Here is a 24,144-nt window from a genome sequence, read left to right as displayed (position 1 = left end):
CCCTTGCAAATATGCGTCCCGCAACGGACACCACAGAAACAATAGAATGATAGAGGCTTATGAATGACCGCATCGCCAATATGGACGCCATCCGGGGTTTTGCCCTGTTCGGCATCCTCGTCGTCAATATATTGGCGTTCTCCTCCGTCTGGTACGGCTCGGGCTTTCCTGCCCCCGGCAACCGTTCCGTTCTTGACGAGGTACTGGCCTTCCTGGTCTCCGCCCTCTTCGAGCTGAAGTTTTACCTGCTGTTTTCATTCCTCTTCGGCTACAGCGTTACCCTCCAGATGCAGTCGGCCGAAAAGGCGGGGGCGACCTTCCTCCCGCGCATGATGCGCCGGCAGGCCGGGTTATTCCTGATTGGAATTCTCCATGCCGTCTTCCTCTTCCATGGTGACATTCTGTCGACCTACGCCATCCTTGGGTTTACCCTGCTGGCCTTGAGGCACCTCCGCGGTCAAACCAAATTGCGGCTCGCACTCCTTCTGGTTCTGGCGACAGCGCTGTTCTGGCTCGTCCTCGCCTGGCTGCAGGGCGCCGCGGTGCCACCCCCCTTTGATCCCGCCGCGCTCAACGCCGATGCTGCGGCATCTATCGCGGCCTGGCGCGGCGGGCCGCTGACGGTCGTCGGTGAACATCTGGCCGCGCTGGAAGATTTCCTCCCGCTCCTTTTACTGCTGCAGGCGCCCTGCGCCTTCGCCATGTTCCTCGTCGGCTTTGTCGCGGGACGGAAACGGCTTTTCCTGCACCGTGACGTCTACGGGCCGCTGCTTAACCAGTCTCTCGCCTGGGGATTGTTGATCGGCCTGCCTGGGGGGCTCATTTACGCTACTGCAGCACAATATGCGCCTGGCACGGCCGTCGAAACGGCCGGAATAGCTCTGTCCATTCTGACCTCGCCCTTCCTGAGTCTCGCCATTCTGGCCGGTCTGCTGAAGTTGCTGGATAGTGGCCGGGTTGAGCGCCTACGCGATTGCTTCGCCAGCCTCGGCCGCATGGCGCTGTCGAACTACCTGCTGCAGTCCCTGACGTGTGCATTCATCTTCCACGGCTATGGCCTGGGCCTCGTCGACCGGCTCGCCATCTCTCAGGTCCTCGGACTTGGCGTGCTGGTTTTCATCATGCAGATGTTACTGAGCTGCTGGTGGATGAACCGTTTTCACTACGGTCCGCTGGAATGGCTGTTGCGAGCCGCAACCGTCTGGCACTATCCCGGATGGCGAAAAAAAGTCACGAAACAGGGTGAGCCGGCACGGGACAATCGCCGCTGAGAAACGGGCAAGCCTTGTCAGGCTGCAGATGAGCGCTCGCCCAGGACTTCCACCAAACGCAGCAAATACCCGTCGGGATCCTGCACCAGAAGTTCAGTCTGGCCGTACTCAACATCGCCGTCCCGATACCAGGCCTCGGCCGGTTCACGATAAAAACCGAGACCGGTAGCCCGGATGCGGTCGATGATCGGCGCCAACGCGGCAACCTCGATTTGCAGGTTCATGCCGCGTCCGAACGGCGGGTCAAGCCCCTCTGCCACCCAACTGTCCGCGTGGACCTGCTCCAGCATAAGGTGCGCATTCCCCAGCTCCAGATAGACAAAGGCGTCCTCCGGGCGCTCAAAGCGTACCGAGAACCCGATCACGTCGCAGTAGAACCGCCTGCTGGCCGCAAGGTCCGTGCACGTCAATTCCGGCACCAACGCCGGCCACTGGTCTGGTTCCATCGTGTTCCTCTCTGTTTGGAAAATATTACCACCCGTCAGGGTATGCTGCCCAGTTCCAGCACAGAAGGAAGCTAGGCAGAAACCCTGCTTCGGGTGAGCCTGCCCCAATGCACAAACCCGGTGCAGGACATGCCAATAAGAATCAGATTGTAGAGGGCAATACCATGCTGACTGGCCATCAACGCCACAGCCAACCCGGCAAGGCATCCAAGGATACTGGTAGCAAACGCCCAGCGGTTCTGATGAATCATCAGATACTTGGTTGTAAGCCCTGACGCCAGCAAGAGCCAATCTAAACCGTAGTACTCAAACAAGGATATGCGCTTTTTTGGTTGTTGCGAAAGTCTATGACGGGCGGGGGAAGTGCCGCCTGACACAATCTTCCCGGACATTTGCAGGCTCGCCAAAAAACCAAAGCCGCGCCACATCAAACCAGAGTCGCTTTTTTGTGCGACATCCCTTGTGAAAACCTGGAGGTCAACCAACACTCGCAGGGCGACATATCCTTATGTCCCGTTTTCGCTCCTCGGAGCCCCCGTCACCCCGCCTTCCGGCGTGACGGAAGGCAAAACCCTGGAGATTCGTTCATGCTACACCGCCTTATTCCTCCTTCCATCAGGGGAGACCTGGTTCTTCGCGGATACGAGGAGCTTCCCGACCTGCCCGACAACCTCAAGGTCGGCGGTTATCTCGACCTCTCCCGATGCAGAAACCTCAAGGGATTGCCGGGCAACCTCAGGATCAAAAGCTATCTCGACCTCACGGACTGCACGGGCCTGATGTTCCTGCCCGATGACCTCAGGGTTGGCGAGTCCATCATCCTCACCGGGTGTACGGGTATTACCAGCCTGCCGGATGGACTCAGCGCCGGCGGCAGCCTCAAACTCACAGGTTGCATGGGTCTCACCGCCCTTCCGCGCAAGCTCCGGATTGGTGGCAATCTGGATCTTGAGGGATGCACGGGCCTTGCCTCCCTGCCCACGGGTCTCGCGGTGAAGGGTTCGCTCCTTCTCCGCCGCTGCGCGGGTCTCACCAACCTCCCGCACAAGCTCACGGTCGGAGGCGATCTCGATCTCACCGGCACCGGTATCACCACCCTGCCCGACAACCTCCGTGTTGGCGGCTACATCTTCCGAGACTGACAACGACGCCCCCGGTTTACCGGGGGCTTTTTCTAAGCGGTCTCCTGCAAGCCAAGCAGGAAGCTTTGCATCTTGCGAAGATTCTCCTGCCACTGGTCATGCAACACCTTGGTACTGTCGTAACTCGCCCGGGCATCCGCCAGGGCGTCGGCGTAGACCTGATCAACATCAAAGGTCGTGTGCCACGCCTTGCCAAACTCCCGTTTGGTCGGTGACGCGCCGCTGTCATACGAGGTCATGGCAACGTCGCCCCTTTCGTAGGACAGCGCGTTCCTTACCTCGCGGTTCAGATAGTCAATCCGGTTCTCACCGCTGAGCCTCATGGCATCGGCCTGCTGCAAAATGGCCTGCAGTTTGAGTTCAAGAGCCGTATGCGTCATCGTCTCACCATGGCGTGGGCCGATGTTGGAGGTAACCAGCGAGCCGTCCTCGTTGATGTACGCGAGCAACTCACCGCCGGCGGAGAAGGCGGTACGGACATGGGAGCTGGTGTCGGGATTCTCTGCCTCGAGCATGGTCATGCGCTGCTGCGCCATGTCAAACAGAGTCTCCTGGCTCTCGTAGGTGTCAGCCATGATCTCAAGCCATTTGTCGAAACTGACCATGGCTTTTTCCGCCATTTCCGAAGTTATACGCCACCCTTTCCCGGACAGGGTCTTGCCGTCGGGCATGGTGAGTTCGGACGTAAATGTGGCCTGAAACGACGGATCAGCCTCACGGGCCTTCAAGGAAGCGAGCAGTTCGGATTTCTGGGCGTCGTAATACTTTTCCAGTCCCGCGCGTTGGGCTGGATTGGTAAAAATAGATGATTTAAGTTGCATTTCGAATATACATCCTTGTTTACATGGAAATAAGCAAGAAACATACCAGAACGACGAAAGGTGTTGGAATATGGTGCTTTTCCAAGCAACAAACGTCAACAATTCGCCAAGATCACCAAGCTTTTTTATAGCCCTACACTTGCGCGGGACCGTCCATCTCCCAACACTCGCGGTGCGACATATCCCTATGTCCCGTTTTCGCTCTTCGGAGCCCCCGTCACAACGCCTTCCGGCGCTGACGGAAGGCTAACCCAGGAGACTACATGCTCAACTTCACCGTTCCCCCCACCGTGAACGGCAATCTGGACCTCACAAGCTGCCGCGACCTGGACCTCTTGCCCAGGGGTCTCACGGTCAGGGGCAGCCTAAATCTCACAGGTTGCACAGACCTTGCGGCTTTGCCGGAAGGCCTTAACGTGCTCGGCTCTCTCTATCTTGCAGGCTGCACGGGCTTGACCGCCCTGCCGGACGACACCCGGGTCGGCAACAGCGCCTATCTCAACGGCTGCACCGGTCTCCGGTCCCTGCCAAGGGGCCTCACGGTCCGCGGCAGACTTGATCTGTCCGGCTGCGAGGGTCTGAACCTCCTCCCTGACGGTCTTATGGTCGGGGGCAACCTCTACCTTAGGGGATGCAGAAATCTGCTGGCCATGCCGGACGACATTATCGTCAAAGGCAGACTTGACCTCGCCGGCTGCACCGGCCTCACAGCTCTGCCGGACAACCTCACCGTCGGCGGCAGGCTCGACCTTACCGGTTGCAAAGGCCTTATTCGCCTGCCGGAAGGGTTATCGGTCGGTGGCAGCCTTCATCTTACAGGTTGCTCCAGCCTTACCCAGCTTCCCAGAACCCTGAAGGTTGCCGGGAATATCCACATATCCGGTTGCACCAAAATTGAGGTACTGCCGGATGACCTGGAAGTGGGTGGGTCCATCATCCACAAATGACAACGAAGCCCCCGGTCAACACCCGGGGGTTTTTGTGTCATGGAATACCGGCCCCGCGTTACCTCGCGTGATGCCGGCCCGCAACGTCGAAGTTCGCATAAAGATTAAACAGATAGTTGCCCACTCCCACCATGGCGGCCACCGGCAGGCGGGCAAGGAGCATGTCCACATCGAATCCACGAACGATCAGCACGGAGAGCGAGGAGGTCGCAAAAGCTCCCATCGCCGCCACTGTCAGCATATTGAAATACCCCATCTCCATGGAGCGGGATGTTCCCCGGAATACATAGCGGCGGCTGATCAGGTAATTGAGACTCACGCCCAGAAAAAACCCTATGTAGACCGCCACGGGATATGCCATGCCCAGCCTGAGACACCCGGCCATCAGCAGACGGTCAAGACCAAAGGTCCCGCCCCCGACCAACGCGTATGTCAGAAAACGACGCAGCGCATCCCGCGTAAACTTCATAGCGCCACCCCATTTTTGTCTATTTTCGTACACGTAACGGCGAATTACCAGCAGAACCGAACCTACATGATAAACGAATACTCGGATATACTTATTCTCCAGCGTTTACGCCGGAGACTTTTTTATGGGCGGTGGCCCTTGCGGCCGCCCACCAGCCGCCCAATACTCACCACGCGACATATATTTATGCCCTGTTCCGCTCCACGAGCGCCCCGTCATTTTGCCTTCCGGCATGACGGAAGGTCACCTTTTGGAGAATCCCAATGCCTCATTCACCTTTTCCTCCAAGCGTCGTAGGAAACCTCGATCTCAGCCACTGCACGGATATAGTCCTTCCTGAAGGCTTCAAAATCAGTGGTTCCCTCTACCTCCTCGGCTGCATCGACCTCACCGTCCTACCCGATAACCTCGACATCGGCGATTCCCTCTACCTTGTTGGCTGCAGCAGCCTCACCATGCTGCCCAGGGGCCTGAAAGTCGGCGGAGACCTCTACCTCATCGACTGCACGGGTCTCACCACGCTGCCCGACGATCTCAAGGTCACACGCTCTCTCCACCTGGGTGGCTGCACGGCTCTTAAAACCCTGCCGGATGATCTGACGGTCGGGGGCTGGCTCGATCTCACCGGCTGCAAGGCGCTCAGGGCTCTGCCAAAGAGGCTGAAGGTCGGTGGCTGGCTGAGACTCAATGACTGCACGAGCCTTGCGGCGCTGCCGACAGACATGAGGATCGGCGGCTCTCTCTACCTCACAGGGTGCACGGGTCTCATCGCCGCGTCACCCGGTCTCCTGGCAGTCGGCGGGCATCACTCCCTCGTTACGAGGTTTAAGGCCATTGACGCCGTGCTGCTCATGACGTTGCGGAAGTTCAAGACTGTCGATCTCATGATAATCGCAGCTCTCGCGGGCTCCGGCTATCTGGCTCTGTTCAGGTTCCTCTGACCGCACGACGGTATAAATTCAAAAAGGCCGCCGGTTATACCGGCGGCCTTTACGTATCAAGTTCGGTTACCGCAGCCGAGCCAAACTTCCGTGGATAACCTAATTACTCACGCAGTCGAAGGTGCGGCCGTCAGGTCCGGTCAAGTTGGCCTGGGCCCCCTTGCCTCGAAGCGTGTAACCTTGCCCTTCATACCAAATTCCGGACGCTGCTGGTTTTGCGTTCAATCGGGCGAAAATGGCTCCCTTCGAACGCAGAACTACGCGTTCGGCATCATTTTCAAAGTCCGCTGAGACGACACGGCCATCATTACACTGATAAGTCGTTGTCTCGCTTTCCGGTATCGGAGCCACGGATGGAGAAGAACCGGAAACCTCTGCACAGGAGGATAAGACGGGCAACGTTGCCGCAAAAATCAGGATTAATTTGTTCATGGCCCAACGTATCAATTTCGCTCAGGGCTTGCAAACTTGTTCTGAATAGATACTTATTATTTTCAAGTATATAAATTATAAACCAAGCATATGATATTATTAAATTAAGAAAGCCGCCGGTTATACAGGCGGCTTTCATGTTGTCGTTTACTTCACAACATAAGTGACAAAATAACCACTCACGCAGGTCTTACGCCATGGATACAGCTTGATCTTGCCGTCCTCGACCTTGGTCGGAACCTTGGCCCAGCCGGAATCGCACTTCGACGGAATGTAGAACGGCGTGCGGAACTCGACAGCTCCTGCCGCAGCCTTGGCCGCGAGCCTTACGGCGTCCTTGTAGAGGATTTTGCCGGGGCACGCTCCGGTATCCTCCATGGCCCAGACGATTTCAATCGAGTTGGCCGAGGTGCCGGTGAGGCAATCGACCATTTCGTCCTTGGCCGGCGGTGAGACTGTCTTCGTGGTCTTAGCGGCGGTCTTGACCATGGCCTTGGGTTGCACGACGGCAACCTTGATCTGTTGACCGTAGTCAACGGACGGCAGGAGAGCCGAGGCCGGGATACCTGTTCCCGAAGGAACGCAGTCGCAAGCGGCAAACGCCGAAGAGGTAAAGACAACCAAGGCGACGAACGATGCAATAAGCTTCTGGATAAGCATAAGATAATCCTTCCGGTACCGCGGAAAAGCAGTGCAATAGGTTTAAAAAGGGTGGAGATGAAAGAAGCCTTTTGGCCAGCTAACACTGGGAGTATGGAACCCACAAACCCGATTTCAACCCCAGATAGAAAATATTGCGCCATGGCCTGGCGAACGCGACCGGTGCGCAATGGCGGAACACGCCAGGAATTAAGAAGTCCCGAAATGACTGCTGTTGCTACTCCATAGCCCAAGCAAGAAAACTTAATCGTAGGGCATTCATACAGATGAGCGCTACAATTCCTCAAATTCGGGACATGGGAGACACAAGTGCAGTTCGAATACACGCCACCGCAAACAGAACTGGAGAAAGCCCTCGGTGGATACTATTGCATCAATGCGTTTGGCCCCATCGCCATAGGCGACGACGAAAAGTTCATTGAATTCCTACAAGGCTCCGAAATTCCGCCCCGTACCTCAGTCTATATCGATTCAACAGGCGGTGACGTCGATGCTGCAATCAATATCGGGCGGACTATTCGTGACCACTGGTTTTCAACCCACATCGGGCAATCCGTGCTGGACGGTGACCACGATGGCGGTTTCCTCAAGAAGAGAAAGGTAAGCGGCGGCAGCTGCATGAGCGCCGCGACACTTGTCTTTTTAGGGGGGCGCCTGCGCTACTTTGATGACCGGTCAAGATTCGGCGTGCATCAGTTTTCGTTCCGCAATCCTTCACCTGACCATATCGCACGCTCCCAGATACTTTCCGCCAAGATTGCCCGATACGTTGCCGATATGGGCATCCACGCAGAATTTCTCGAAATTGCCTCCACAACACCCAGCAACGAGATTAAGCTCCTATCCCCTGCGGATCTGGATCCGCTGGGAGTTGTCACCGGTGGGGAAACCCCAGTTTCATGGTCAATTCATGCAGTGGAAGGCGCACTATATGTGCGAGGAGAGCGGGATAACCTGTATGGGCATCATAAGATGCTCCTGGGTTTTGCAAAACCTAATGGCTTTTTTGTTCACGCCGTCATTGAGTCACAGGGACGCGAAGAGGAACTCACGAACTTTCCGCTTGTTGAACTCGTTATCCACACCCCCGAGGAAACAGTCATCAACCTGTTTGACCGCTGCTCGAGAACCGTACAGGGCATCTATACAAATATAGCCTCGCAGATAACACCTGCAGAAGCGATGTCCATTGCTCAGTCGACCGCGTTTGGACTTCGTGTGAGAGGCGGGCCTGACGCAGGAGTTTTTCTTGGTATAGGTCCGATGTCCCTCGACGGCGCATCGCACCTGATTAAGGCGTTTGTGGGTAACTTGTCGTAACTCTCGTATCCGCCCACGATTACGCCAAGGGAGCACGCAACCACCTATCTCCTTTCTGAGACAATCAAGGATTGTCCGCCTTAAGGTGTCATCTTATGATTGCAACAGAATCAACACGAGATCGATTATGCCGCCCAAACTTTTTATCTCTTATAGCTGGAGCAATCCCGACTACGAGCAGGATATCTTGCGTATCGCCACCGAATTGCGGGACGCCGGTATCGACGTGATCCTCGACAAGTGGGATTTGCGCGAGGGCCATGAGGCCACGGTTTTCATGGAAAAGATGGTGGCAGATGCCCACATCAAGAAAGTCGCCATCTTCTGCGACAAGACCTATAAAGATAAGGCGGATGGCCGCAAAGGCGGCGTCGGCACTGAAACCCAAATCATCTCATCCGAGGTCTACAAGGCGCAGGATCAGAACAAATTTGTCGCGGTGGTCATGGAACGGGATGACGACGGGAAGGCCTGCCTTCCGGTCTATTACTCATCCCGCATCTACATTGATCTCAGCGATCCCGCGACCTACGCCACGCAGTTTGAACGCCTGCTGCGCTGGGTTTACGACAAGCCTCTCGATGTGAAGCCCGAGATCGGCAAGACTCCAGCCTTTCTCATGGAAGCCACCGTGTCGGTGCGGCTTGCGACGGCGGTTTTGGCACGTCGCGCTCAAGATTCCATTCGTAATGGCCGCGACAATGCCCTTCCGGCGACGCGCGAATACTTTGATACGTTCGTTTCGGAACTAGAAAAATTGCGACTTGTCTCAGGCGGGCGGAAAGATTTTGATGATGACGTCGTCAAATCCATTGAGGATTTTATCCCGTATCGCGACGAAATGATCGATCTTTTCAACAGCCTTGCAATGTACAAGCCCGGCAACGATACCTATCGAATGATACACCGGTTATTCGAAAGCCTTATCCGATACTTCGACAGGCCAGAGAGCGTTCAGCAATGGACCGAATGGGATTTCGACAACTACAGGTTCATCATTCACGAACTGTATCTTTATGCTATTGCCATATTCCTGAAGCACGAACGTTTCGACGCCATTTCAGTCCTCACCTCTGCCTTATTTGCCCCAAGCGACCGAAGGAATGAGGAAATGCTCCGCATTGACAGAATTCGCGAGCCGACACGCTCGCTTTTCCATCGGAAAGAAAGGCTTCAGTTGCGCCGCATATCAATACGCGCGGATATGCTGAAAGAGAGATGCAAAGGTGTTCCTTTGCAATTTACAGACCTGATGCAAGCGGATTTCGTGCTATTTCTTAGAGCGGAACTCCACCAAGATAAGTATCATGGATGGTTTCCGGAAACTCTCTTATACGCCGAGGACTATAGAGGCGCATTTGAAGTTTTTGCGAGGGCGCGCTCCACACAGTACTTTGAGAACGTCAAAACAATCCTCACCGTACCAGACAAAGACGCATTGATGGCATTGGCGGAGAGCTACCAAAACGGAAAACGTCGCGGCATATCTTGGGATTACACATATGTTGATCCTACTGCTCTTATGGGAGCGGGCAAGATTGCTACTCAGCCATAGTAACGCACTATTTTTCAAGTCGTAGAATAGTGCTCTCACTCACCGCAAACGCTTCAGCAATGCGAGCACAGGTTTCTCCCTGTGCCCGCCGCTCAACAATCGCCTCCCTCTCGTGAGGCCCGAGTTTGCGCGGCCGTCCGAACTTCACCCCACGCTGCCGCGCCGCCTCCCGGCCCTGCGCCGTATTCTCAAGGATGCGCCGCCGCTGCCAGCGGGCGGCCCATCCCACCAGAAACGCAATCAGGTCCGCCATCTCGGATGTCGTGTCGATGAACGGCTCATCCAGCAGCCGCAACCCCGCTCCGGCGTCCTTCACGGCCTTAAGAATCGTGACCAGATCAAGCGGATCACGCGCCACGCGGTCGGTGGCGGTCGCCAGCACGAGATCGCCAGGCTGCAGGGCTTCCAGCAATCGCGCAAGCTCCGGCCTGTCGGTCCGGTTCTTGCCGCTACGCTTTTCGTGGAAGATTTCCGCGCACCCAGCCTTTTCAAGCCGGTCTATCTGGTAGGCAAGATCTTGGGCTTCGGTGCTGACACGAGCGTAGCCGTAAATCATGGCTGCACCCAAGGGTAATGGCTGGGAGACGGCAGAACAAACATTAAATCCGTGTATTGCTAATATGTTACCAAATTATTCTAGACGTCAAAAGTCACGACTTTTGCAAGTAGGCCTGATTCACAATTTGTGACGCGATATAAACTTTAGCAATACTGAATCTATACGTATTTTCATTGTCAACTCACGCGGACAGTGCTGGGGCATGTGGCGGCCGAGCCTCCGTCTAAATTCGTGATTTTTGCTACCCATACTCCGTGAATTCACTGACCGGGCAGCGGTCACGCCGTCCTCGTCAAGGCTCGGAATCTGCCCGGCGTTCGGGGTGGGGTTTCCATGCAGATCAAATCCAAAATCGCAATCGGGTCAGTCGTCGTAGTCGGCGCACTAGCCGCGTTCTTTGTCTACAAGTCCGTCAGCGGTCAGGACTACAAGTCTGAACTGGTCGGGAATTATACCCATAAGGACGGCTCAACAGTTGAATTTCTGAGTGATGGCACGGCCATTTTCAGGAAGGACGGAAGCCAGAGGATGTGGAAGTATTCCTTCACGGACAACGGAAGCCTGAAGCTCGAAACAGCAGCCCCGGTTGTCGGTGTTGAACCAGCCATGTGCAACTACAGGCGCACCCCCAAGGTCTTCGAAGTCTTTGGTTGCCAATACGCAATGACGCTCAATGTGGTGCAGTGATGAAGATCAGCGTCATGGCGCTCGCTGGCGTTTTACTGATGGCAGCTCCAGCCTCTGCCGAAACCGAACTCGCGCACCCGCTACCGATGCGACAAACGTTCAGGCTCGACGCGGAAACCGGCTGCTATCTCTATGAAGGGAGGGCGGCCGAGTTCGTCGGCAGCTTAAAGCGCGGGTCCTATGTCAGCGTAACCATGGACGACCCCGAGCGCATCCCCATCATGGACGCGCCGGAGTTCAAATCGAATAACAAAGCCGCTTGGTTCGGCCCGCTCCCAGAAAGCCGGGCGTACACCATCGTCTTCGTCCCCGCCATGCTCATCGGTACGCCGGGCAACGTGGTTATCTGCGGCCGCACCTTCGCGCCGGGAAGCCCGGAAGAAGCCACCCACCGGGATAAAGTCGTACAGGACATGGTGGACCACGACCCGAACACGCAGGACGTCCTGCAGGAACCCCGCGTGCATCCGGCCAAATGACGCAATCCGCCGGGACCAGATCCCGGCCTCTAACAGCATTGCCTCTAGTTCTGTCCACCGCGCCCCCGACGGGGCGCTTTTGATTCAAGAAGGAGAAGCATGATGATTATCCCTCTATTTGGTTTGGCCACAGCTGCGTTCTGCCTTGTGGCGGCAGGGAGCCTTATCGGACTCCTTATTACCCTGCTGAGAGAGTACCCTCTGTGGCTTCTTTTGGTGCTCGGTGGTGCCGTCCTGATCATGGCGAGTGCGGCATAGATATTCACACCAAGCTGTCACCGTTGAGGAACCCCGCGAACCAGGCCAACAAGGGTTGTGACGCGGGGATATCATGAGACAGCCAAGCGCCATGTATAGTCAGCCGCTTCATTATTTTGAATCTTCCGCTTGAAAAGAGGGCCCCTTGGGAACAGCCCCATTCAATTGGCGAAACGCAAGATAGTCAGCGACAATGACCGGAAGCACTTTCGCGACTTCGTCCGAACCGATAGCGACCAGCGTCGGACGTTGATCCGACACATGCAACTCGAAATATGGACGCTCTGAAGGATAAATCATCCTCATGTCGTCCATGCTAATATTAATATTAGCAACGCAAAAATGCTTGTCGAAGGAATCGCCCACTGTTCCGAAATCGCCATCATAAAGCGACGGGCCGGTATGTCGAAACTTTATATAGAAGCGTCCATCAGCCATAAACGGCATGGACTGCATTAACTCTTGAGCTTCCTTAAGTCGATTTGCAAAATTCTCCCTCGAGGTAGCTACTTCCAATTCAGTTTTTTGATGCATCATATCGGGTCGCAGCAATGACCGGTTTCGAAGATACTCACCGGATGCTTCAGCAATCATCTCATGAAAATCATCAGTTGAAGGTGTCTGAAGCTCGATTGGGTGGCGTCGTACATGGAAAAGACGTTCAAGAACACCGACAACGTAACCAACATCTGACTCCAGCCCACTCAACCGTTCAGCAATCCACTCATGATGAGCCGCTACGGAGTTTCGGCTCTCAAAAACGAACGTTGCGATCTCTGTAAGCTTGGCAATAGCATCGTCGCGCTGTTTCAAGTTGTGAAAATGGTTCAACAGCGCTTCTTCAACAAATCCCGATTTCTCGCCCTCGGCAAGGCCATCCAAAAGCGTGATGAGATCGCGTGACAGCGAAAACGAGCGGGTAGGTCGTTTTGCTGAACTATTGGCGGATGATCCATCACCGCCATCGTTCTTCGGCGTGCTTGGGCCTCTCCCCCTACCAGACGGCCCTGTCCTTCCTGCCATGTAGCCCCCTTGACAATTAGGAATTTTATCCTATAACGCGTATACAACACTTACATCTTCATCATTTTCTATTCGAGGGGTCTCGGCAACCCGTCGAATGAGGAGCCGTGCGGCTTCTCGATAAAGGTACCGACGCGGGCTATCGTGCCCCTCGTCTGGTACCTTTATCTATTGCAGTCTAATAGGCCGCTCAATAGCCGCCAATAATCAGCTACTGCATATTATTATCAAGCTATTGATGTTATTTGATTTTATCCCACTCTTATTCGTGGATCATTGGTCTTGCCGAACCGCGGGAAATCCCGCTCAACCTGTGAGAACCAAAATGCACGATAGCCAACTCAAACACCTCTACACCACCCTCGCACCGACAAAACCGAACCGTCGTGGCCAGCGCATCGCGGGCCGCTGCATCGGCTTCAAGCGTCACCGGCCGGGCAGCCTGCTCGGCGGCATCTATGTGTTCCCGCACATCGACGGCAAGCACCTCTACGAGGTCAACCCGCGCAACCTGTTCGAGTTTATCTATATCGCCCGCGTGGACCAGCCGGTTCGCACGACGACGATCTTCCTGCCATGGGTGCGCTGATGAACAAGCTCGTTGTCAGCTCCAGCCGTACATCCCTGGCCACGGACGTTACGAACTCGGCGGTCGTGGAGATACTGCCTCCCGATCCGAAGATCAGTACCATCGAACCGGTCTGCCAACAGGCCGTCATCAGGATCGTGCAGAAAGCACTCTACAACCTTGATCTCCCCGGTTACGGATATCCGTCGAAAGTGGTCTGGTATGGAAAGTCCGGCGACCAGTTCGTGGTGGCTATCGAGCGTGGTTCTACGGCCGTGCGGTATCTCTGGACGGTTTGCCCACACACCTACAAGCCGAAGTGCCTCGGGCCGGTAAATGACTAGCCGATGAACCACATCTTCGGCTTCCTCGTCCGTACGATGGAGAAGCTGCTGGACCTCCACCTCAATATACTGGTGGCGATCCTCAGCTTCTTCGGCCGCGCACTGGTTCGCATCGTCGCGGACATCTATGCGCGGCTCACCCACAAACCGATACGACGTGCGCCGACCAGGCGCACCTCGTATCCGCGCCGCCGGGGCAATCCCCGGCGTCGCTGACCGATATCCGATATAGCACCCCTCCTCTTTTACCCCGCCGACATCATTGCGAAATTCCGGTCTGTGCCGCTTCGGCAGGCACGCCGGTTTGCACCCGTTGTTGGCCACATGACAGGTAATCTTCATGAATCTGGTCATATTCCTTTTCAAATCCACCTGCTGGACGTTGTCATTTCTGCTGAAAGCCTGCTGGTGGATATTGCGGCTCCTGTTCCGGGTGGCCTACAGGCGCCGCCGCAAGGGCGGCTCCCACGGGTCTTCCCGGTGGGCCACTCGCTGGGAGCAACTGCGCCGTGGAGCCCTTACCGGCGAAGGGGTCATTCTCGGTCGTGGCGCATTCCGCCGCTTTCTGCGCTTTTCCTCGGATGGCATGGTCATGGTGTTCGCCTCCATGGGCTCCGGCAAGGGTCTCGGCGTCGTCATCCCCTCCCTGCTTTCCTACCCCGGATCGATGGTCGTCACCGATCCGAAAGGTGAGAACTACGATATCGCACGCCGTCGCCGCACGAAGTTCGGCAAGGTGCGCATGCTGAATCCTACCAACCTTGACCATGCCGACCGGTACAACCCTATCGACATCATTCGTGTCGGCACACCCAACGAAGCGGACGACGCTGCAGCGTTGGCGTCCCTGATGATCAAGCCGGATGCCCGCGAAGCCCATTGGGACGACAAAGCCGCCTCGATGCTGAAGGCGCTGATCCTGCATACGCTGCAGGAACCTCCCGAAAGCCGCACGCTAGCTGCCGTCCGTCGCTTATCAGTCGGCACGCCGCAAGTCTTCCTCGCAACGCTCGAAACCATCACTCAGGAATCCCCTTCCCTCGCCGCACGCGAAATTGCCGCCGGTTTTCTGACCAGCGCACTCGAACCCAACGGCAGCTTTTCCGGGGAATTCAAATCGATCCTGTCGAACCTCCAGAAAGCAACCGAACCTTGGTCGGCAGGGTCTCCGGCAGGTGTACTCTCCTCTTCGTCCACGTTCGACCTGACAGAACTGACGACTGAAACGTCCACACTCTTCCTCTGTGTCGATGAGGACGTTTTGACCGTTTACGAACGGTGGCTGAGGGTCATGGTCGGCTGCGCGCTGAAAACGCTCACGCGGGCCAAGACGGCTCCGCCCAAGCGAAAGGTTGTGCTCCTTCTCGATGAGGTCGCGGTTCTCGGTCGCCTCGATCCCCTCGAACGTCAGTCTGGCCTCCTTCGCGCCTACTGCACGCCGGTCCTGATCTGGCAGAACCTGCCACAAATTCATGAAGTCTATGGCCGTGGCGCAGAGGCGTTCCTGGCAAATGCTTCGGCACGGGTCTTTTTCGGGGTCAATGACAATCAGACCGCCACCTACGTCGCTAACATGCTCGGCAACATGACAACGCTTTCCAGTTCGTCCGGGGTCAGCCACTCCGGGGAATTATGGGCCAGCGGTAACCGTCAGAAGGGCCAATCCGAAAGCGGATACTGGCTCCTCGACGCCGCCGAGGTGCAGCGCCTTCCCCTCACCCGCGCCATCATCAAGTTCCGCAACGTTCCGTACTCGATCCTCGGCCGTCGCCTCGACTACCGCAAAATATGGTGCTGGCGCGGACGGTGGGACAGATGGCGAGGCGCATCGTCCGGACAGCCACGACGCAGGAGGTGAGCGTGGCAATTTACCATTTTTCCGGGCAAATACTCGGGCGCCAGCCGAAACGCAATCCGGACGGCTCGTACCGCCCCGGTTCCAAGGCCGTGGCCGCTGCTGCCTATCGCGCCGGGGAGCGACTTACCGACCGACGCACCAACGAGGTGCACGACTACAGCCGGCGCGGCGGGGTTGCCCATACGGAAATCCTCGCACCTGCCGGCAGCGCACCGTGGCTCACCGACAGGGAAACGCTCTGGAACACGGTTGAGGCCATGGAAGTCCGCAAGGACGCCCAACTGGCGCGCGAGTTCAATATGGCCCTGCCGTACGAGCTTAGCCGGAACGATCGTCTCGAACTAGTAAAGACCTTCCTTGAGACGCATTTCGTCCGACGCGGCATGGTCGCGGATTTTGCCCTGCATGATCCCTTGCCGGAACACGGCCAGAACGAGAAGAACTTCCATGCCCACGTCATGCTGACCCTGCGCCGCGCGACCGCGAAAGGACTTGACCCCGTCAAGACGCGCGAATGGAATAGCAAGGAACTGCTGAGCGTCTGGCGGGCCGAATGGGCCATCGCATGCAATCTCGCCCTCGAACGTGCCGGACAACGCACGCGGATCGATCACCGCACGCTGGAAGCCCAACGCAACGAAGCCCTCACCTGTCGTGATATGGCAAGAGCCGCAGAACTCAACCGAACACCGGAAATCCACGTCGGCCCAAAGGCGCGTCAGATCGTCCGGAACGGGCGGACGCCCGTCAGTCAGATTCGCGAGGTCAACACCTACCGAAAGCCATCGCGAAGCGTGTCCACAATTCCGGCACGACGCCGACGGCTCAACTACCCTGCGTTCGATCGTGGCAGCCGGCTGTCCCGGCTGGAGCAAATCGTGGCGGGAAACAATACGCAGCTCAAGCGCGACCTCGTGGCCGTCAATCGACGCTTCGACCGCATGAACCGCAAGCTCGACTATTGGCACCGCCATATCGCCTTTGCCGCAGAAGGCGCAATCATGGGGCGCACGTTCCGCTTTAATCGTTGGAAGGCCGCGCAGGAGGACAAACAGCGCCGGGAGGCTGCCGCACGCAAGGTCGTCCACGCACGCAAGCGACTGACCCAGATTGCGCAGTTGCTGAAGGACCTGGAACGTGCCGCCACAGGTGCCAACCGTCGTTACGAACAAGGCTTGATCCGGGCCAAGGAGGTCGAACGGTGGGTACGGCAAGTACGCCACGGTGACCGCACAACGTCACGAGGCCGCACCCGATCGCATCCCTGAACAAGCAAGTTCCGTCGCGCGCCAGCGCGCTTTTCGAACTCCAACCGACGCCCGCAAGGGCGTTCCGTTCCGGCGGATTGCCACAAGCCTGTGGCTGCCGGAGCACCTATGTCGCGAAGCGATGTATAAGTGCGCTATTACCTGCCTACCTCTCCTTACCTCCGTAGCTTTGTGACGCCTCCGCCTCGCTGTGTTTCTCGCTCCCGTCGCCAGGATGCTTCTATGTCACATTCTACTTTCGCCGTTCGCCTCGTCGCCAATCTTGCCGCGCTCGCTGGTTTTGTCCTCATCACGGGATGGAGCATCGACCATGCCGCTGGATGGCTCGGCTATTCGCCCCACGCCTTTTGCACGCTGCTCCACCCCGTGATCCTGATCACCTACGAGATCGGCGTTGTCATTGCCTGCATCGGCGTCATCATGTGTGTTGTGTCGTTCGGGAAAAGCGAAAGCGGGTTAACTCTAGCCGTGGGCGGTTTCCTGCTCTTCGCATTGCCGCTCGTTTTGCCTCGCTACCTAGGCATGTCATGCCTATTGTAAGACAAGCGTCGACCGCGCTTCGCGCGGTTTGCAGAGGGAACCCCCTGCACCCCCTTCGTGCCCAGCCGCCACCGCGCTCCTATGAGAGCGCGGTGTGAACACGCAAACTGGCAATCATATGATGATGCCCCTCAAGCTCAATGCCAAGGAAATCGCGCCCACAGCGGCGCGCGGCCACCAAAGAGCTGCCGGACCCGCAAAAAGGATCAAGCACGAGGTCACCCGGCCGGGTCAGAGAACGAACAATCTCCTCCAGCGGCCGCAGCGGCTTTTGCGTCGGATGCAGCCGATTGCCGGTGCTGTCCCACGGCAACACGTCGGCTAATGGGCTATGAGGTGCAACGGCCGGACCTTTTGCCAGAAGATACGCTTGCTCATGGGTGTGGCACAGATAGCGCTGGGACGAGGAATAGCCCTTGTGGAAGACAAGATGCCCGACAATCCGGAATCCCGCCGAACGCCACGCATCCATAAAGAGATCGACCTTGTTCCAGCCGTAAAAGCTGACGGCAAGGCCGCCGGGTTTGAGAACCCGGTACATCTCGGCGAAAGCCGGTTTCAGCCAGTCGCCATTTATGTCGTTAGCAATCGTGCGCCCCTGGCGGTCGCGATAGCGGACCAGATACGGCGGGTCGGTCAGGATGAAGTCTACCGCCTCGCCCGGCAGGCGCTGCATCAGGGAGATGCAGTCGCCGTAGAGTACAGTGTTGCGAACGGGGCGCATTACGCGTCATCCCGTTCGGTTTTGGGCTTGCGAATGGTCAGGCGGCCGTTGAGGGGCACGGCGGCAAGGGTGATGTTGAACCCGTCGCCGTCGCTGTGGGACCAGCCTGCGCCTATTTTGGTCCAGTGGGCTTTGTCGCCCTCGCCTTCCACCACGTAAACGGCGTAGTCGGGTTTGCTCTTTTGGGTCGGTTTCATGATCGGTTCTCCCGTTGGTTATCCGGCTGCGCCTGTCGCGGCCGGTCGGGGGATTTTTGCGAACGTGTTTGCGAGCCGAAGGCGACCGCAGGCAACGGCAACACGGGAGCGCAGCGAAGGAGCGGGCAGCCGATTGCCGGCGGCGAAAACCGGGCGCATACCCCGACCGTTCCGGCCGTGTAGCGCAGCCGGTAACGGGGAACGACAGGAACACGCCCAAGGCAAACGCGCATGTCTTCAGGCTGGGAGGAGCATCAACGACAGTTACCCATCTGGCCGGAATACCGCCGGATTTGTCAAAAGCACGGAATGATGTACGGTCTTTCTGTCAAAGATGCTGATTACGATGAATGGCGTCTTCTGCCGTGACGGCTGAAAGAGCACGCACGGCAACATCAATGTTCAACGCCATCGACAGAACCCTAAACGCGGTCTTCGAGCAGGCTTTGGGCATCACGCCCGCCATAAAAGACACCGAGGATGTGAACTACATCCTTTTGCACCACAAAGGCGATGCTTACGCGCCGACGGTATCCGATGATACGAAGGTCCGGTACTTTGCCTTGGCGGAGACTGCCACGCTCGGGAAACATGCGAAGCCCGTCAATCAGATCGTAAATGCCGCCGACATAGGTTCCGGCAATGGCGGGACCAGCCTTGTCACGGAGCAGCTCATAAAGTTCATCGATCTCGGCTTCGGCCCGCGCGTGGAATGCAATGCGATGAACCATGTCCTACTTGGCTTTCGCCAAGTCTGATTTGTGCTTCGCCTCGAACCGGGCACGAGACGTCTCAAAGGGGACGCCCTTGGAAGGGTCACGCTTCAATTCCTCGTACCGGCTCGGAATCTCCTCGTTCAGCCACTTCTCGCGGGCATCTTCGTAGTCTTCCAGCATTCTCAATCCAGCACGGACAACCTCGCTGGCATTGTTATAGCGGCCGGATTCGAGCTGCTTTTGAATGAACTTCTCATAGTGTTCGTTGAGCGCATAACTTGGCATGGCATGGGACCTCCTGTTACTAGGATTATAGGTCTCGCCATCAAAATTAACAACTGTTATCAATTATTGATACTTTCTTATTCTTAAAACCGGCCGACCACGCCGGAGGCGTGGCCGGTCTTGAGAAGGCTAAACCTTCGAGGAGCGCCCCGCCAAGCGGGCGCTTCGAACCGGCAAGCGGTTCGTTTGGACACCCGTTCGGGTGTCTTTACGAGGCTGTGGTGCCTCGTGTCCGTGGAGGGGCGGCGGTGCCGCCGCCCTCGGCATCTTCCGTGCACGGCCCGCCCGCTGCTTGGGCTTGCGGGCGTTGATGACGGAAGCATCCAATGTCGTCTTGATGTGCGCCGCATAGAATTTCTCGATCATCTCGACGCTGGTGCGGCAGTTTTTGGCAATGGCGTAAACATCTGCCCCTTCCATAAGCCGCAGGCAGATATAGGTGTGACGTAGGCTGTATGCTGTTCGGGGCTTGCCATCGCGGTCCAGCTTGAGATGTTGTGCTTCAAGAAGGTTGTTGAACATCTTGAGATAATTGCCGGGGAACAGCAGATCGGTCGGAGCGGGAAGCGTCGCGGCCACCTCACCATCCCCTTTCCCGCGCACGGGCTTCGCCCGCTCACACAGACGCTCATACGGTTTGACCGCGCCGGGCATGGATTTGCACCAGCCGATACCGCGCTTGCCGCGCACTTCGATTTCAAGGATGCACTGACGCGACTCCGGGTCCTCCACAATCGTTACGTCCCGGTGCTGGAGCTGCTTGGCCTCATCCGGCCGAAGGCCGGTGTTCCCCATGAACAGCACGAAGTCGTGCAGCTGCTCGGCCTCCCACCGGAAGTAAGGGTTCTTCGGCTCCTTGGCATTCTGGCGGGTGGCCTCATAGAGCTGCTTGTACTCGGCCGGGCTGAACCACGGCCGATGGGTAATCTTGCCTTGCGTCTTGTAGGGCGGCGACAAATCAGGAAGGTGGCCCAACCACTTGTGGCGGATGGCGGTTTTGAGAACCTGCCGGAGCGTGCCAACCTCATCATGAAGCGTGCTGCGCGCGGGAGCTCTACCCGTCGTGGACGTGCTGATGCGGTGAACGCGGTAATCCTGCACGGTCCCGGCCGTAATCTCGGAGAGCCCCATCTTGCCGAAGAACGGGATTAAGTGGAGCCGTAGGCGAATACTGTGGCCCTCAACCCATTTGGGGCTGCGCTCACCTTCAGTGATAACGGCATATTCCTGCTCAAACTTCTTGGCGGCCTCAGCAAGGGTCTTTTCGGTTTTCAACAACCCGGCGGCCAGCTTGCCGCGAAGCCCGAGATACCAGTCTTCCGCAAACGCCTTGGCCTGCTCCAGTCCGGTTTCTTTGGTGCTGGTACGGTATTGCTGACCTTTTACCGATGCCGAGCAATGCCAGGTGAGGCCCCCGCGCCGGTAGACATTGACCTTCCCTCCGAGGATTTCATGGCTCGCCATACCGGCCCCCTGTTTGTTTCCGTCTTCGATATGGGAATAGGGAATCACGACCTCAAGGGAACAGTCAAATCGGCCTCGGGATTTGTGCTAGCGTTGTGCTAGGGGTAAAAACGACTTCGGCCTCCACTTGGGAGGCCGATAAAGTCTTGATAGTCTTGTAAATTTTGGTTGCGGGGGCAGGATTTGAACCTGCGGCCTTCAGGTTATGAGCCTGACGAGCTACCGGGCTGCTCCACCCCGCGTTATCCGGTTTTGCGTCTGCAAAATAGGTTTGGTTTTATTATAGCATAAAGGCCGCATTTGCGGCCTTTTGATTTGGGCTTTGTGGCCCTTTTGTGAGTGAGAAGATTTTGTGTTGCGTTTTGCAGACCTGGCAGCGACCTACTCTCCCGCGTCTTGAGACGAAGTACCATTGGCGCTGGGGCGTTTCACGGCCGTGTTCGGAATGGGAACGGGTGCAGCCGCCCCGCGATAACCACCAGGTCGGCAAAACGCAACATATGTTCATGCGGGACGCATGAACATATGTTGCTCTTTATTGGATTGGCATGCCTTATCCCGTTCGCTTGTCGCTCACGGGGGACGCCAATCGGCCATACGGTCACCTCTGATATGAGGGACCAGGTGGCCAAAGCAACCTAGTTCATGTTTTCACATGACTGTTGTTCGAGAAGCTGGAGAGCCAAGGCTCTATTTAATTTACACGTCTTTCTCTGACTTGTCCGTTTGCCTGCCTTGCTCGAGATCGAGCTAGGCAGCCATACAGGACGCTAGTCCGTCGCCAATCGTTTGGCGCGCCGTCCGCAGGGCCTTTGGCCCGTGAGGACAGAAGATGATGTCATCAAGCTTGGCTTGATGAACATATTCAATGGGAACGAAGAAGTCGATCGAGCTATTAGTAACGGTAAGCTTCACACATTGCTGTGCTTCCACACCCGTCCTATCGACGTGGTCGTCTTCCACGGCTCTGATAGGGAACACTCGTTTTCAGGTTGGTTTCCCGCTTAGATGCCTTCAGCGGTTATCCATTCCGTATATAGCTACTCTGCTATGCCCTTGGCAGGACAACAGATCCACCAGAGATACGTCCATCCCGGTCCTCTCGTACTAGGGACAGATCCTGTCAATATTCCTACACCCACGGCAGATAGGGACCGAACTGTCTCACGACGTTCTGAACCCAACTCACGTACCGCTTTAAATGGCGAACAGCCATACCCTTGGGACCTGCTCCAGCCCCAGGATGCGATGAGTCGACATCGAGGTGCCAAACAACCCCGTCGATATGGACTCTTGGGGGTCATCAGCCTGTTATCCCCGGCGTACCTTTTATCCGTTGAGCGATGGCCCTTCCACACGGGACCACCGGATCACTATGACCGACTTTCGTCTCTGCTCGACTTGTCAGTCTCGCAGTCAGGCTAGCTTATGCCATTGCACTCGACGACCGATTTCCGACCGGTCTGAGCTAACCATCGCGCGCCTCCGTTACTCTTTCGGAGGCGACCGCCCCAGTCAAACTACCCACCATACACTGTCCCGGATCCGGATAACGGACCGCGGTTAGACATCCACGAAGATAAGGGTGGTATTTCAAGGATGGCTCCACAGAAACTGGCGTCCCTGCTTCAAAGCCTACCACCTATCCTACACATGCCTTGGCGAATGCCAGTGTAAAGCTATAGTAAAGGTGCACGGGGTCTTTCCGTCTGACCGCAGGAACCCCGCATCTTCACGGGGAATTCAATTTCACTGAGTCTATGTTGGAGACAGCGGGGAAGTCGTTACGCCATTCGTGCAGGTCGGAACTTACCCGACAAGGAATTTCGCTACCTTAGGACCGTTATAGTTACGGCCGCCGTTTACTGGGGCTTCAGTTCAGAGCTTGCACCCCTCCCTTTAACCTTCCAGCACCGGGCAGGCGTCAGACCCTATACGTCGTATTGCTACTTCGCAGAGCCCTGTGTTTTTGATAAACAGTCGCTACCCCTGGTCTGTGCCACCCCATCATACTTGCGTACAAAAGGGTCACGCTTCTTCCGAAGTTACGCGTGCAATTTGCCGAGTTCCTTCAACATAGTTCTCTCAAGCGCCTTGGTATACTCTACCTGACCACCTGTGTCGGTTTCGGGTACGGTCTATACGGTGGAGCTATTTCCTGGAACCTCTTCGCCGCCCAACCAATCCAATAAGGTTGAACAACACACGAGATCCGTCACTACCACCAGGCCCACGAATATTAACGTGGTTCCCATCGACTACGCGTGTCCGCCTCGTCTTAGGGGCCGGCTAACCCTGCTCAGATTAACTTTAAGCAGGAACCCTTGGTCTTTCGGCGAGGGAGTCTCTCACTCCCTTTATCGTTACTCATGTCAACATTCGCACTTCCGATATCTCCAGCAGCCCTCACGGGTCCGCCTTCACAGACTTACGGAACGCTCCGCTACCACTTGCACAAAGTGCAAATCCTCAGCTTCGGTGCATGGCTTTAGCCCCGTTACATTTTCGGCGCAAAGACCCTTATTTAGACCAGTGAGCTGTTACGCTTTCTTTAAATGATGGCTGCTTCTAAGCCAACATCCTGGTTGTTTTGGGATCCTCACATCCTTTCCCACTTAGCCATGACTTGGGGACCTTAGCTGGAGGTCAGGGTTGTTGCCCTTTTCACGACGGACGTTAGCACCCGCCGTGTGTCTGCCGACTAGTACTCCTCGGTATTCGGAGTTTGGTTAGGATCAGTAAGACGGTGAGTCCCCATAGCCCATCCAGTGCTCTACCCCCGAGGGTATTCGGTCGACGCTCTACCTAAATAGATTTCGCGGAGAACCAGCTATTTCCGAGTTTGATTGGCCTTTCACCCCTAGCCACAAGTCATCCCGAACTATTGCAACAGTTATGGGTTCGGCCCTCCAGTTGGTGTTACCCAACCTTCAGCCTGCTCATGGCTAGATCACTCGGTTTCGGGTCTAATGCAACTAACTCAATCGCCCTATTCAGACTCGCTTTCGCTGCGCCTACACCTACCGGCTTAAGCTTGCTAGTTACACTAAGTCGTTGACCCATTATACAAAAGGTACGCCGTCACCCTTGCGGGCTCCGACTGTTTGTAGGCATCCGGTTTCAGGTTCTATTTCACTCCCCTCGTCGGGGTGCTTTTCACCTTTCCCTCA

27 protein-coding genes, 1 tRNA gene and 2 rRNA genes (1 of these 30 running past the window's edge) are annotated in these 24,144 nt (G+C 56.5%); 14 read left to right on the top strand and 16 right to left on the bottom strand.

Features of this window, described 5'->3' with window-relative positions; all coding sequences use genetic code 11:
• Window positions 1–59: 59 nt before the first annotated feature.
• Entirely contained in the window at window positions 60–1,271 is a 1,212-nt protein-coding gene (locus FGF54_RS21770; RefSeq protein WP_142781086.1) for a DUF418 domain-containing protein, read from the top strand.
• 17 nt (window positions 1,272–1,288) lie between these two features.
• On the opposite strand, the gene FGF54_RS21765 is transcribed toward FGF54_RS21770, so the two are convergent.
• Together FGF54_RS21765 and FGF54_RS21760 are read right to left on the bottom strand one after the other, a co-directional pair.
• Window positions 1,289–1,717, bottom strand: a complete 429-nt coding sequence (locus FGF54_RS21765) for a VOC family protein (protein WP_142781085.1) — start codon at window positions 1,715–1,717, stop codon at window positions 1,289–1,291.
• A gap of 71 nt (window positions 1,718–1,788) precedes the next feature.
• Window positions 1,789–2,205, bottom strand: coding sequence for a nicotinamide mononucleotide transporter (locus FGF54_RS21760; RefSeq protein WP_142781084.1), 417 nt, complete (start codon window positions 2,203–2,205; stop codon window positions 1,789–1,791).
• 99 nt (window positions 2,206–2,304) lie between these two features.
• Between FGF54_RS21760 and FGF54_RS21755 the strand changes: the two genes are divergently transcribed.
• Window positions 2,305–2,859: a hypothetical protein gene (locus FGF54_RS21755; RefSeq protein ID WP_142781083.1), complete on the top strand. Its 555-nt coding sequence runs from the start codon at window positions 2,305–2,307 to the stop codon at window positions 2,857–2,859.
• A 32-nt stretch (window positions 2,860–2,891) separates the two neighbouring features.
• On the opposite strand, the gene FGF54_RS21750 is transcribed toward FGF54_RS21755, so the two are convergent.
• Window positions 2,892–3,680: a hypothetical protein gene (locus FGF54_RS21750; RefSeq protein WP_142781082.1), complete on the bottom strand. Its 789-nt coding sequence runs from the start codon at window positions 3,678–3,680 to the stop codon at window positions 2,892–2,894.
• Window positions 3,681–3,943: 263 nt separating this feature from the next.
• On the opposite strand from FGF54_RS21750, the gene FGF54_RS21745 reads away from it, so the two are divergent.
• Window positions 3,944–4,627 (top strand): hypothetical protein, encoded by a 684-nt coding sequence (locus FGF54_RS21745; protein ID WP_142781081.1) that lies wholly within the window; start codon window positions 3,944–3,946, stop codon window positions 4,625–4,627.
• Between the two features lie 58 nt (window positions 4,628–4,685).
• Here FGF54_RS21745 and FGF54_RS21740 read toward each other — a convergent pair whose 3' ends face one another.
• Window positions 4,686–5,096 carry a GtrA family protein gene (locus FGF54_RS21740; RefSeq protein ID WP_142781080.1) on the bottom strand — a complete coding sequence of 137 codons (411 nt, stop codon included), beginning with the start codon at window positions 5,094–5,096 and terminating at the stop codon, window positions 4,686–4,688.
• Window positions 5,097–5,359: 263 nt separating this feature from the next.
• Here FGF54_RS21740 and FGF54_RS21735 point away from each other — a divergent pair, with 263 nt between their 5' ends.
• Window positions 5,360–6,037 carry a hypothetical protein gene (locus tag FGF54_RS21735; RefSeq protein WP_142781079.1) on the top strand — a complete coding sequence of 226 codons (678 nt, stop codon included), beginning with the start codon at window positions 5,360–5,362 and terminating at the stop codon, window positions 6,035–6,037.
• 99 nt (window positions 6,038–6,136) lie between these two features.
• On the opposite strand, the gene FGF54_RS27810 is transcribed toward FGF54_RS21735, so the two are convergent.
• The gene (locus FGF54_RS27810) at window positions 6,137–6,469 is read right to left on the bottom strand and encodes an MliC family protein (protein ID WP_142781078.1); all 333 of its coding nucleotides are present in this window, start codon (window positions 6,467–6,469) and stop codon (window positions 6,137–6,139) included.
• 147 nt (window positions 6,470–6,616) lie between these two features.
• On the bottom strand, window positions 6,617–7,129 hold the full coding sequence (locus FGF54_RS21725) for a hypothetical protein (RefSeq protein ID WP_142781077.1): 513 nt from the start codon (window positions 7,127–7,129) through the stop codon (window positions 6,617–6,619).
• A 309-nt stretch (window positions 7,130–7,438) separates the two neighbouring features.
• On the opposite strand from FGF54_RS21725, the gene FGF54_RS21720 reads away from it, so the two are divergent.
• Both FGF54_RS21720 and FGF54_RS21715 read left to right on the top strand, forming a co-directional pair.
• Complete coding sequence (locus FGF54_RS21720) at window positions 7,439–8,449, top strand: hypothetical protein (protein ID WP_246667011.1); 1,011 nt, start codon at window positions 7,439–7,441, stop codon at window positions 8,447–8,449.
• Between the two features lie 127 nt (window positions 8,450–8,576).
• Entirely contained in the window at window positions 8,577–10,004 is a 1,428-nt protein-coding gene (locus tag FGF54_RS21715; protein ID WP_142781076.1) for a TIR domain-containing protein, read from the top strand.
• Between the two features lie 7 nt (window positions 10,005–10,011).
• Here FGF54_RS21715 and FGF54_RS21710 read toward each other — a convergent pair whose 3' ends face one another.
• Window positions 10,012–10,560 carry a recombinase family protein gene (locus FGF54_RS21710; RefSeq protein ID WP_142781075.1) on the bottom strand — a complete coding sequence of 183 codons (549 nt, stop codon included), beginning with the start codon at window positions 10,558–10,560 and terminating at the stop codon, window positions 10,012–10,014.
• Window positions 10,561–10,896: 336 nt separating this feature from the next.
• Here FGF54_RS21710 and FGF54_RS21705 point away from each other — a divergent pair, with 336 nt between their 5' ends.
• Together FGF54_RS21705 and FGF54_RS21700 are read left to right on the top strand one after the other, a co-directional pair.
• The gene (locus FGF54_RS21705) at window positions 10,897–11,250 is read left to right on the top strand and encodes a hypothetical protein (protein WP_142781074.1); all 354 of its coding nucleotides are present in this window, start codon (window positions 10,897–10,899) and stop codon (window positions 11,248–11,250) included.
• The gene (locus FGF54_RS21700) at window positions 11,250–11,729 is read left to right on the top strand and encodes a hypothetical protein (protein ID WP_142781073.1); all 480 of its coding nucleotides are present in this window, start codon (window positions 11,250–11,252) and stop codon (window positions 11,727–11,729) included. The genes FGF54_RS21705 and FGF54_RS21700 overlap by 1 nt, the downstream gene beginning before the upstream one ends.
• Before the next feature lie 369 nt (window positions 11,730–12,098).
• Here the strand turns inward: FGF54_RS21700 and FGF54_RS21695 are convergent, their stop codons facing one another.
• On the bottom strand, window positions 12,099–13,010 hold the full coding sequence (locus tag FGF54_RS21695; RefSeq protein WP_142781072.1) for a hypothetical protein: 912 nt from the start codon (window positions 13,008–13,010) through the stop codon (window positions 12,099–12,101).
• Window positions 13,011–13,335: 325 nt separating this feature from the next.
• Here FGF54_RS21695 and FGF54_RS21690 point away from each other — a divergent pair, with 325 nt between their 5' ends.
• The 6 genes from FGF54_RS21690 to FGF54_RS21665 all read left to right on the top strand — a co-directional run bounded on the left by FGF54_RS21690 (window position 13,336) and on the right by FGF54_RS21665 (window position 17,588).
• Complete coding sequence (locus FGF54_RS21690) at window positions 13,336–13,599, top strand: hypothetical protein (RefSeq protein ID WP_142781071.1); 264 nt, start codon at window positions 13,336–13,338, stop codon at window positions 13,597–13,599.
• A gap of 65 nt (window positions 13,600–13,664) precedes the next feature.
• Window positions 13,665–13,922 carry a hypothetical protein gene (locus FGF54_RS21685; RefSeq protein ID WP_142781070.1) on the top strand — a complete coding sequence of 86 codons (258 nt, stop codon included), beginning with the start codon at window positions 13,665–13,667 and terminating at the stop codon, window positions 13,920–13,922.
• A gap of 3 nt (window positions 13,923–13,925) precedes the next feature.
• Entirely contained in the window at window positions 13,926–14,138 is a 213-nt protein-coding gene (locus tag FGF54_RS21680; protein WP_142781069.1) for a hypothetical protein, read from the top strand.
• 124 nt (window positions 14,139–14,262) lie between these two features.
• Window positions 14,263–15,780: a type IV secretory system conjugative DNA transfer family protein gene (locus FGF54_RS21675; protein ID WP_142781068.1), complete on the top strand. Its 1,518-nt coding sequence runs from the start codon at window positions 14,263–14,265 to the stop codon at window positions 15,778–15,780.
• A gap of 2 nt (window positions 15,781–15,782) precedes the next feature.
• Entirely contained in the window at window positions 15,783–17,048 is a 1,266-nt protein-coding gene (mobQ, locus tag FGF54_RS21670; RefSeq protein WP_168208210.1) for a MobQ family relaxase, read from the top strand.
• 222 nt (window positions 17,049–17,270) lie between these two features.
• The gene (locus FGF54_RS21665) at window positions 17,271–17,588 is read left to right on the top strand and encodes a hypothetical protein (protein ID WP_142781066.1); all 318 of its coding nucleotides are present in this window, start codon (window positions 17,271–17,273) and stop codon (window positions 17,586–17,588) included.
• 79 nt (window positions 17,589–17,667) lie between these two features.
• Here the strand turns inward: FGF54_RS21665 and FGF54_RS21660 are convergent, their stop codons facing one another.
• The 8 genes from FGF54_RS21660 to FGF54_RS21625 all read right to left on the bottom strand — a co-directional run.
• Complete coding sequence (locus tag FGF54_RS21660; RefSeq protein ID WP_142781065.1) at window positions 17,668–18,312, bottom strand: DNA methyltransferase; 645 nt, start codon at window positions 18,310–18,312, stop codon at window positions 17,668–17,670.
• Window positions 18,312–18,509 carry a hypothetical protein gene (locus FGF54_RS21655; RefSeq protein ID WP_142781064.1) on the bottom strand — a complete coding sequence of 66 codons (198 nt, stop codon included), beginning with the start codon at window positions 18,507–18,509 and terminating at the stop codon, window positions 18,312–18,314. The genes FGF54_RS21660 and FGF54_RS21655 overlap by 1 nt, the downstream gene beginning before the upstream one ends.
• A gap of 422 nt (window positions 18,510–18,931) precedes the next feature.
• Window positions 18,932–19,240: a type II toxin-antitoxin system RelE/ParE family toxin gene (locus tag FGF54_RS21650; protein ID WP_020808442.1), complete on the bottom strand. Its 309-nt coding sequence runs from the start codon at window positions 19,238–19,240 to the stop codon at window positions 18,932–18,934.
• A 3-nt stretch (window positions 19,241–19,243) separates the two neighbouring features.
• Window positions 19,244–19,510 carry a type II toxin-antitoxin system ParD family antitoxin gene (locus FGF54_RS21645; protein ID WP_142781063.1) on the bottom strand — a complete coding sequence of 89 codons (267 nt, stop codon included), beginning with the start codon at window positions 19,508–19,510 and terminating at the stop codon, window positions 19,244–19,246.
• A 129-nt stretch (window positions 19,511–19,639) separates the two neighbouring features.
• Complete coding sequence (locus tag FGF54_RS21640) at window positions 19,640–20,974, bottom strand: site-specific integrase (RefSeq protein ID WP_246667010.1); 1,335 nt, start codon at window positions 20,972–20,974, stop codon at window positions 19,640–19,642.
• A gap of 165 nt (window positions 20,975–21,139) precedes the next feature.
• A tRNA-Met gene (locus tag FGF54_RS21635) sits at window positions 21,140–21,216 on the bottom strand.
• A 126-nt stretch (window positions 21,217–21,342) separates the two neighbouring features.
• A 5S ribosomal RNA gene (rrf, locus tag FGF54_RS21630) occupies window positions 21,343–21,457 on the bottom strand.
• Window positions 21,458–21,848: 391 nt separating this feature from the next.
• Window positions 21,849–24,144 (bottom strand): 23S ribosomal RNA (locus FGF54_RS21625) (it continues 500 nt past the right edge of the window).

This window comes from Agrobacterium sp. T29, assembly GCF_006970545.1.
Taxonomy (GTDB): Bacteria; Pseudomonadota; Alphaproteobacteria; order Rhizobiales; family Rhizobiaceae; genus Agrobacterium; species Agrobacterium leguminum.
The sequence above is the reverse complement of the archived record's forward strand: the minus strand, read 5'-3'. Positions and strand labels throughout refer to the sequence as shown.

Bases quoted from the DNA above. Each gene is read 5' to 3' on its own strand.
- FGF54_RS21705 (WP_142781074.1), top strand. From the start codon at position 10,897: ATGCAGATCAAATCCAAAATCGCAATCGGGTCAGTCGTCGTAGTCGGC.
- FGF54_RS21695 (WP_142781072.1), bottom strand. From the start codon at position 13,010: ATGGCAGGAAGGACAGGGCCGTCTGGTAGGGGGAGAGGCCCAAGCACG.
- FGF54_RS21660 (WP_142781065.1), bottom strand. From the start codon at position 18,312: ATGCGCCCCGTTCGCAACACTGTACTCTACGGCGACTGCATCTCCCTG.
- FGF54_RS21680 (WP_142781069.1), top strand. From the start codon at position 13,926: ATGAACCACATCTTCGGCTTCCTCGTCCGTACGATGGAGAAGCTGCTG.
- FGF54_RS21665 (WP_142781066.1), top strand. From the start codon at position 17,271: ATGTCACATTCTACTTTCGCCGTTCGCCTCGTCGCCAATCTTGCCGCG.
- FGF54_RS21750 (WP_142781082.1), bottom strand. From the start codon at position 3,680: ATGCAACTTAAATCATCTATTTTTACCAATCCAGCCCAACGCGCGGGA.
- FGF54_RS21755 (WP_142781083.1), top strand. From the start codon at position 2,305: ATGCTACACCGCCTTATTCCTCCTTCCATCAGGGGAGACCTGGTTCTT.
- FGF54_RS27810 (WP_142781078.1), bottom strand. From the start codon at position 6,469: ATGAACAAATTAATCCTGATTTTTGCGGCAACGTTGCCCGTCTTATCC.
- FGF54_RS21725 (WP_142781077.1), bottom strand. From the start codon at position 7,129: ATGCTTATCCAGAAGCTTATTGCATCGTTCGTCGCCTTGGTTGTCTTT.
- FGF54_RS21765 (WP_142781085.1), bottom strand. From the start codon at position 1,717: ATGGAACCAGACCAGTGGCCGGCGTTGGTGCCGGAATTGACGTGCACG.
- FGF54_RS21715 (WP_142781076.1), top strand. From the start codon at position 8,577: ATGCCGCCCAAACTTTTTATCTCTTATAGCTGGAGCAATCCCGACTAC.
- FGF54_RS21690 (WP_142781071.1), top strand. From the start codon at position 13,336: ATGCACGATAGCCAACTCAAACACCTCTACACCACCCTCGCACCGACA.
- FGF54_RS21770 (WP_142781086.1), top strand. From the start codon at position 60: ATGAATGACCGCATCGCCAATATGGACGCCATCCGGGGTTTTGCCCTG.
- FGF54_RS21650 (WP_020808442.1), bottom strand. From the start codon at position 19,240: ATGGTTCATCGCATTGCATTCCACGCGCGGGCCGAAGCCGAGATCGAT.
- FGF54_RS21745 (WP_142781081.1), top strand. From the start codon at position 3,944: ATGCTCAACTTCACCGTTCCCCCCACCGTGAACGGCAATCTGGACCTC.
- FGF54_RS21645 (WP_142781063.1), bottom strand. From the start codon at position 19,510: ATGCCAAGTTATGCGCTCAACGAACACTATGAGAAGTTCATTCAAAAG.
- FGF54_RS21740 (WP_142781080.1), bottom strand. From the start codon at position 5,096: ATGAAGTTTACGCGGGATGCGCTGCGTCGTTTTCTGACATACGCGTTG.
- FGF54_RS21675 (WP_142781068.1), top strand. From the start codon at position 14,263: ATGAATCTGGTCATATTCCTTTTCAAATCCACCTGCTGGACGTTGTCA.
- FGF54_RS21640 (WP_246667010.1), bottom strand. From the start codon at position 20,974: ATGGCGAGCCATGAAATCCTCGGAGGGAAGGTCAATGTCTACCGGCGC.
- FGF54_RS21700 (WP_142781073.1), top strand. From the start codon at position 11,250: ATGAAGATCAGCGTCATGGCGCTCGCTGGCGTTTTACTGATGGCAGCT.
- FGF54_RS21655 (WP_142781064.1), bottom strand. From the start codon at position 18,509: ATGAAACCGACCCAAAAGAGCAAACCCGACTACGCCGTTTACGTGGTG.
- FGF54_RS21735 (WP_142781079.1), top strand. From the start codon at position 5,360: ATGCCTCATTCACCTTTTCCTCCAAGCGTCGTAGGAAACCTCGATCTC.
- FGF54_RS21710 (WP_142781075.1), bottom strand. From the start codon at position 10,560: ATGATTTACGGCTACGCTCGTGTCAGCACCGAAGCCCAAGATCTTGCC.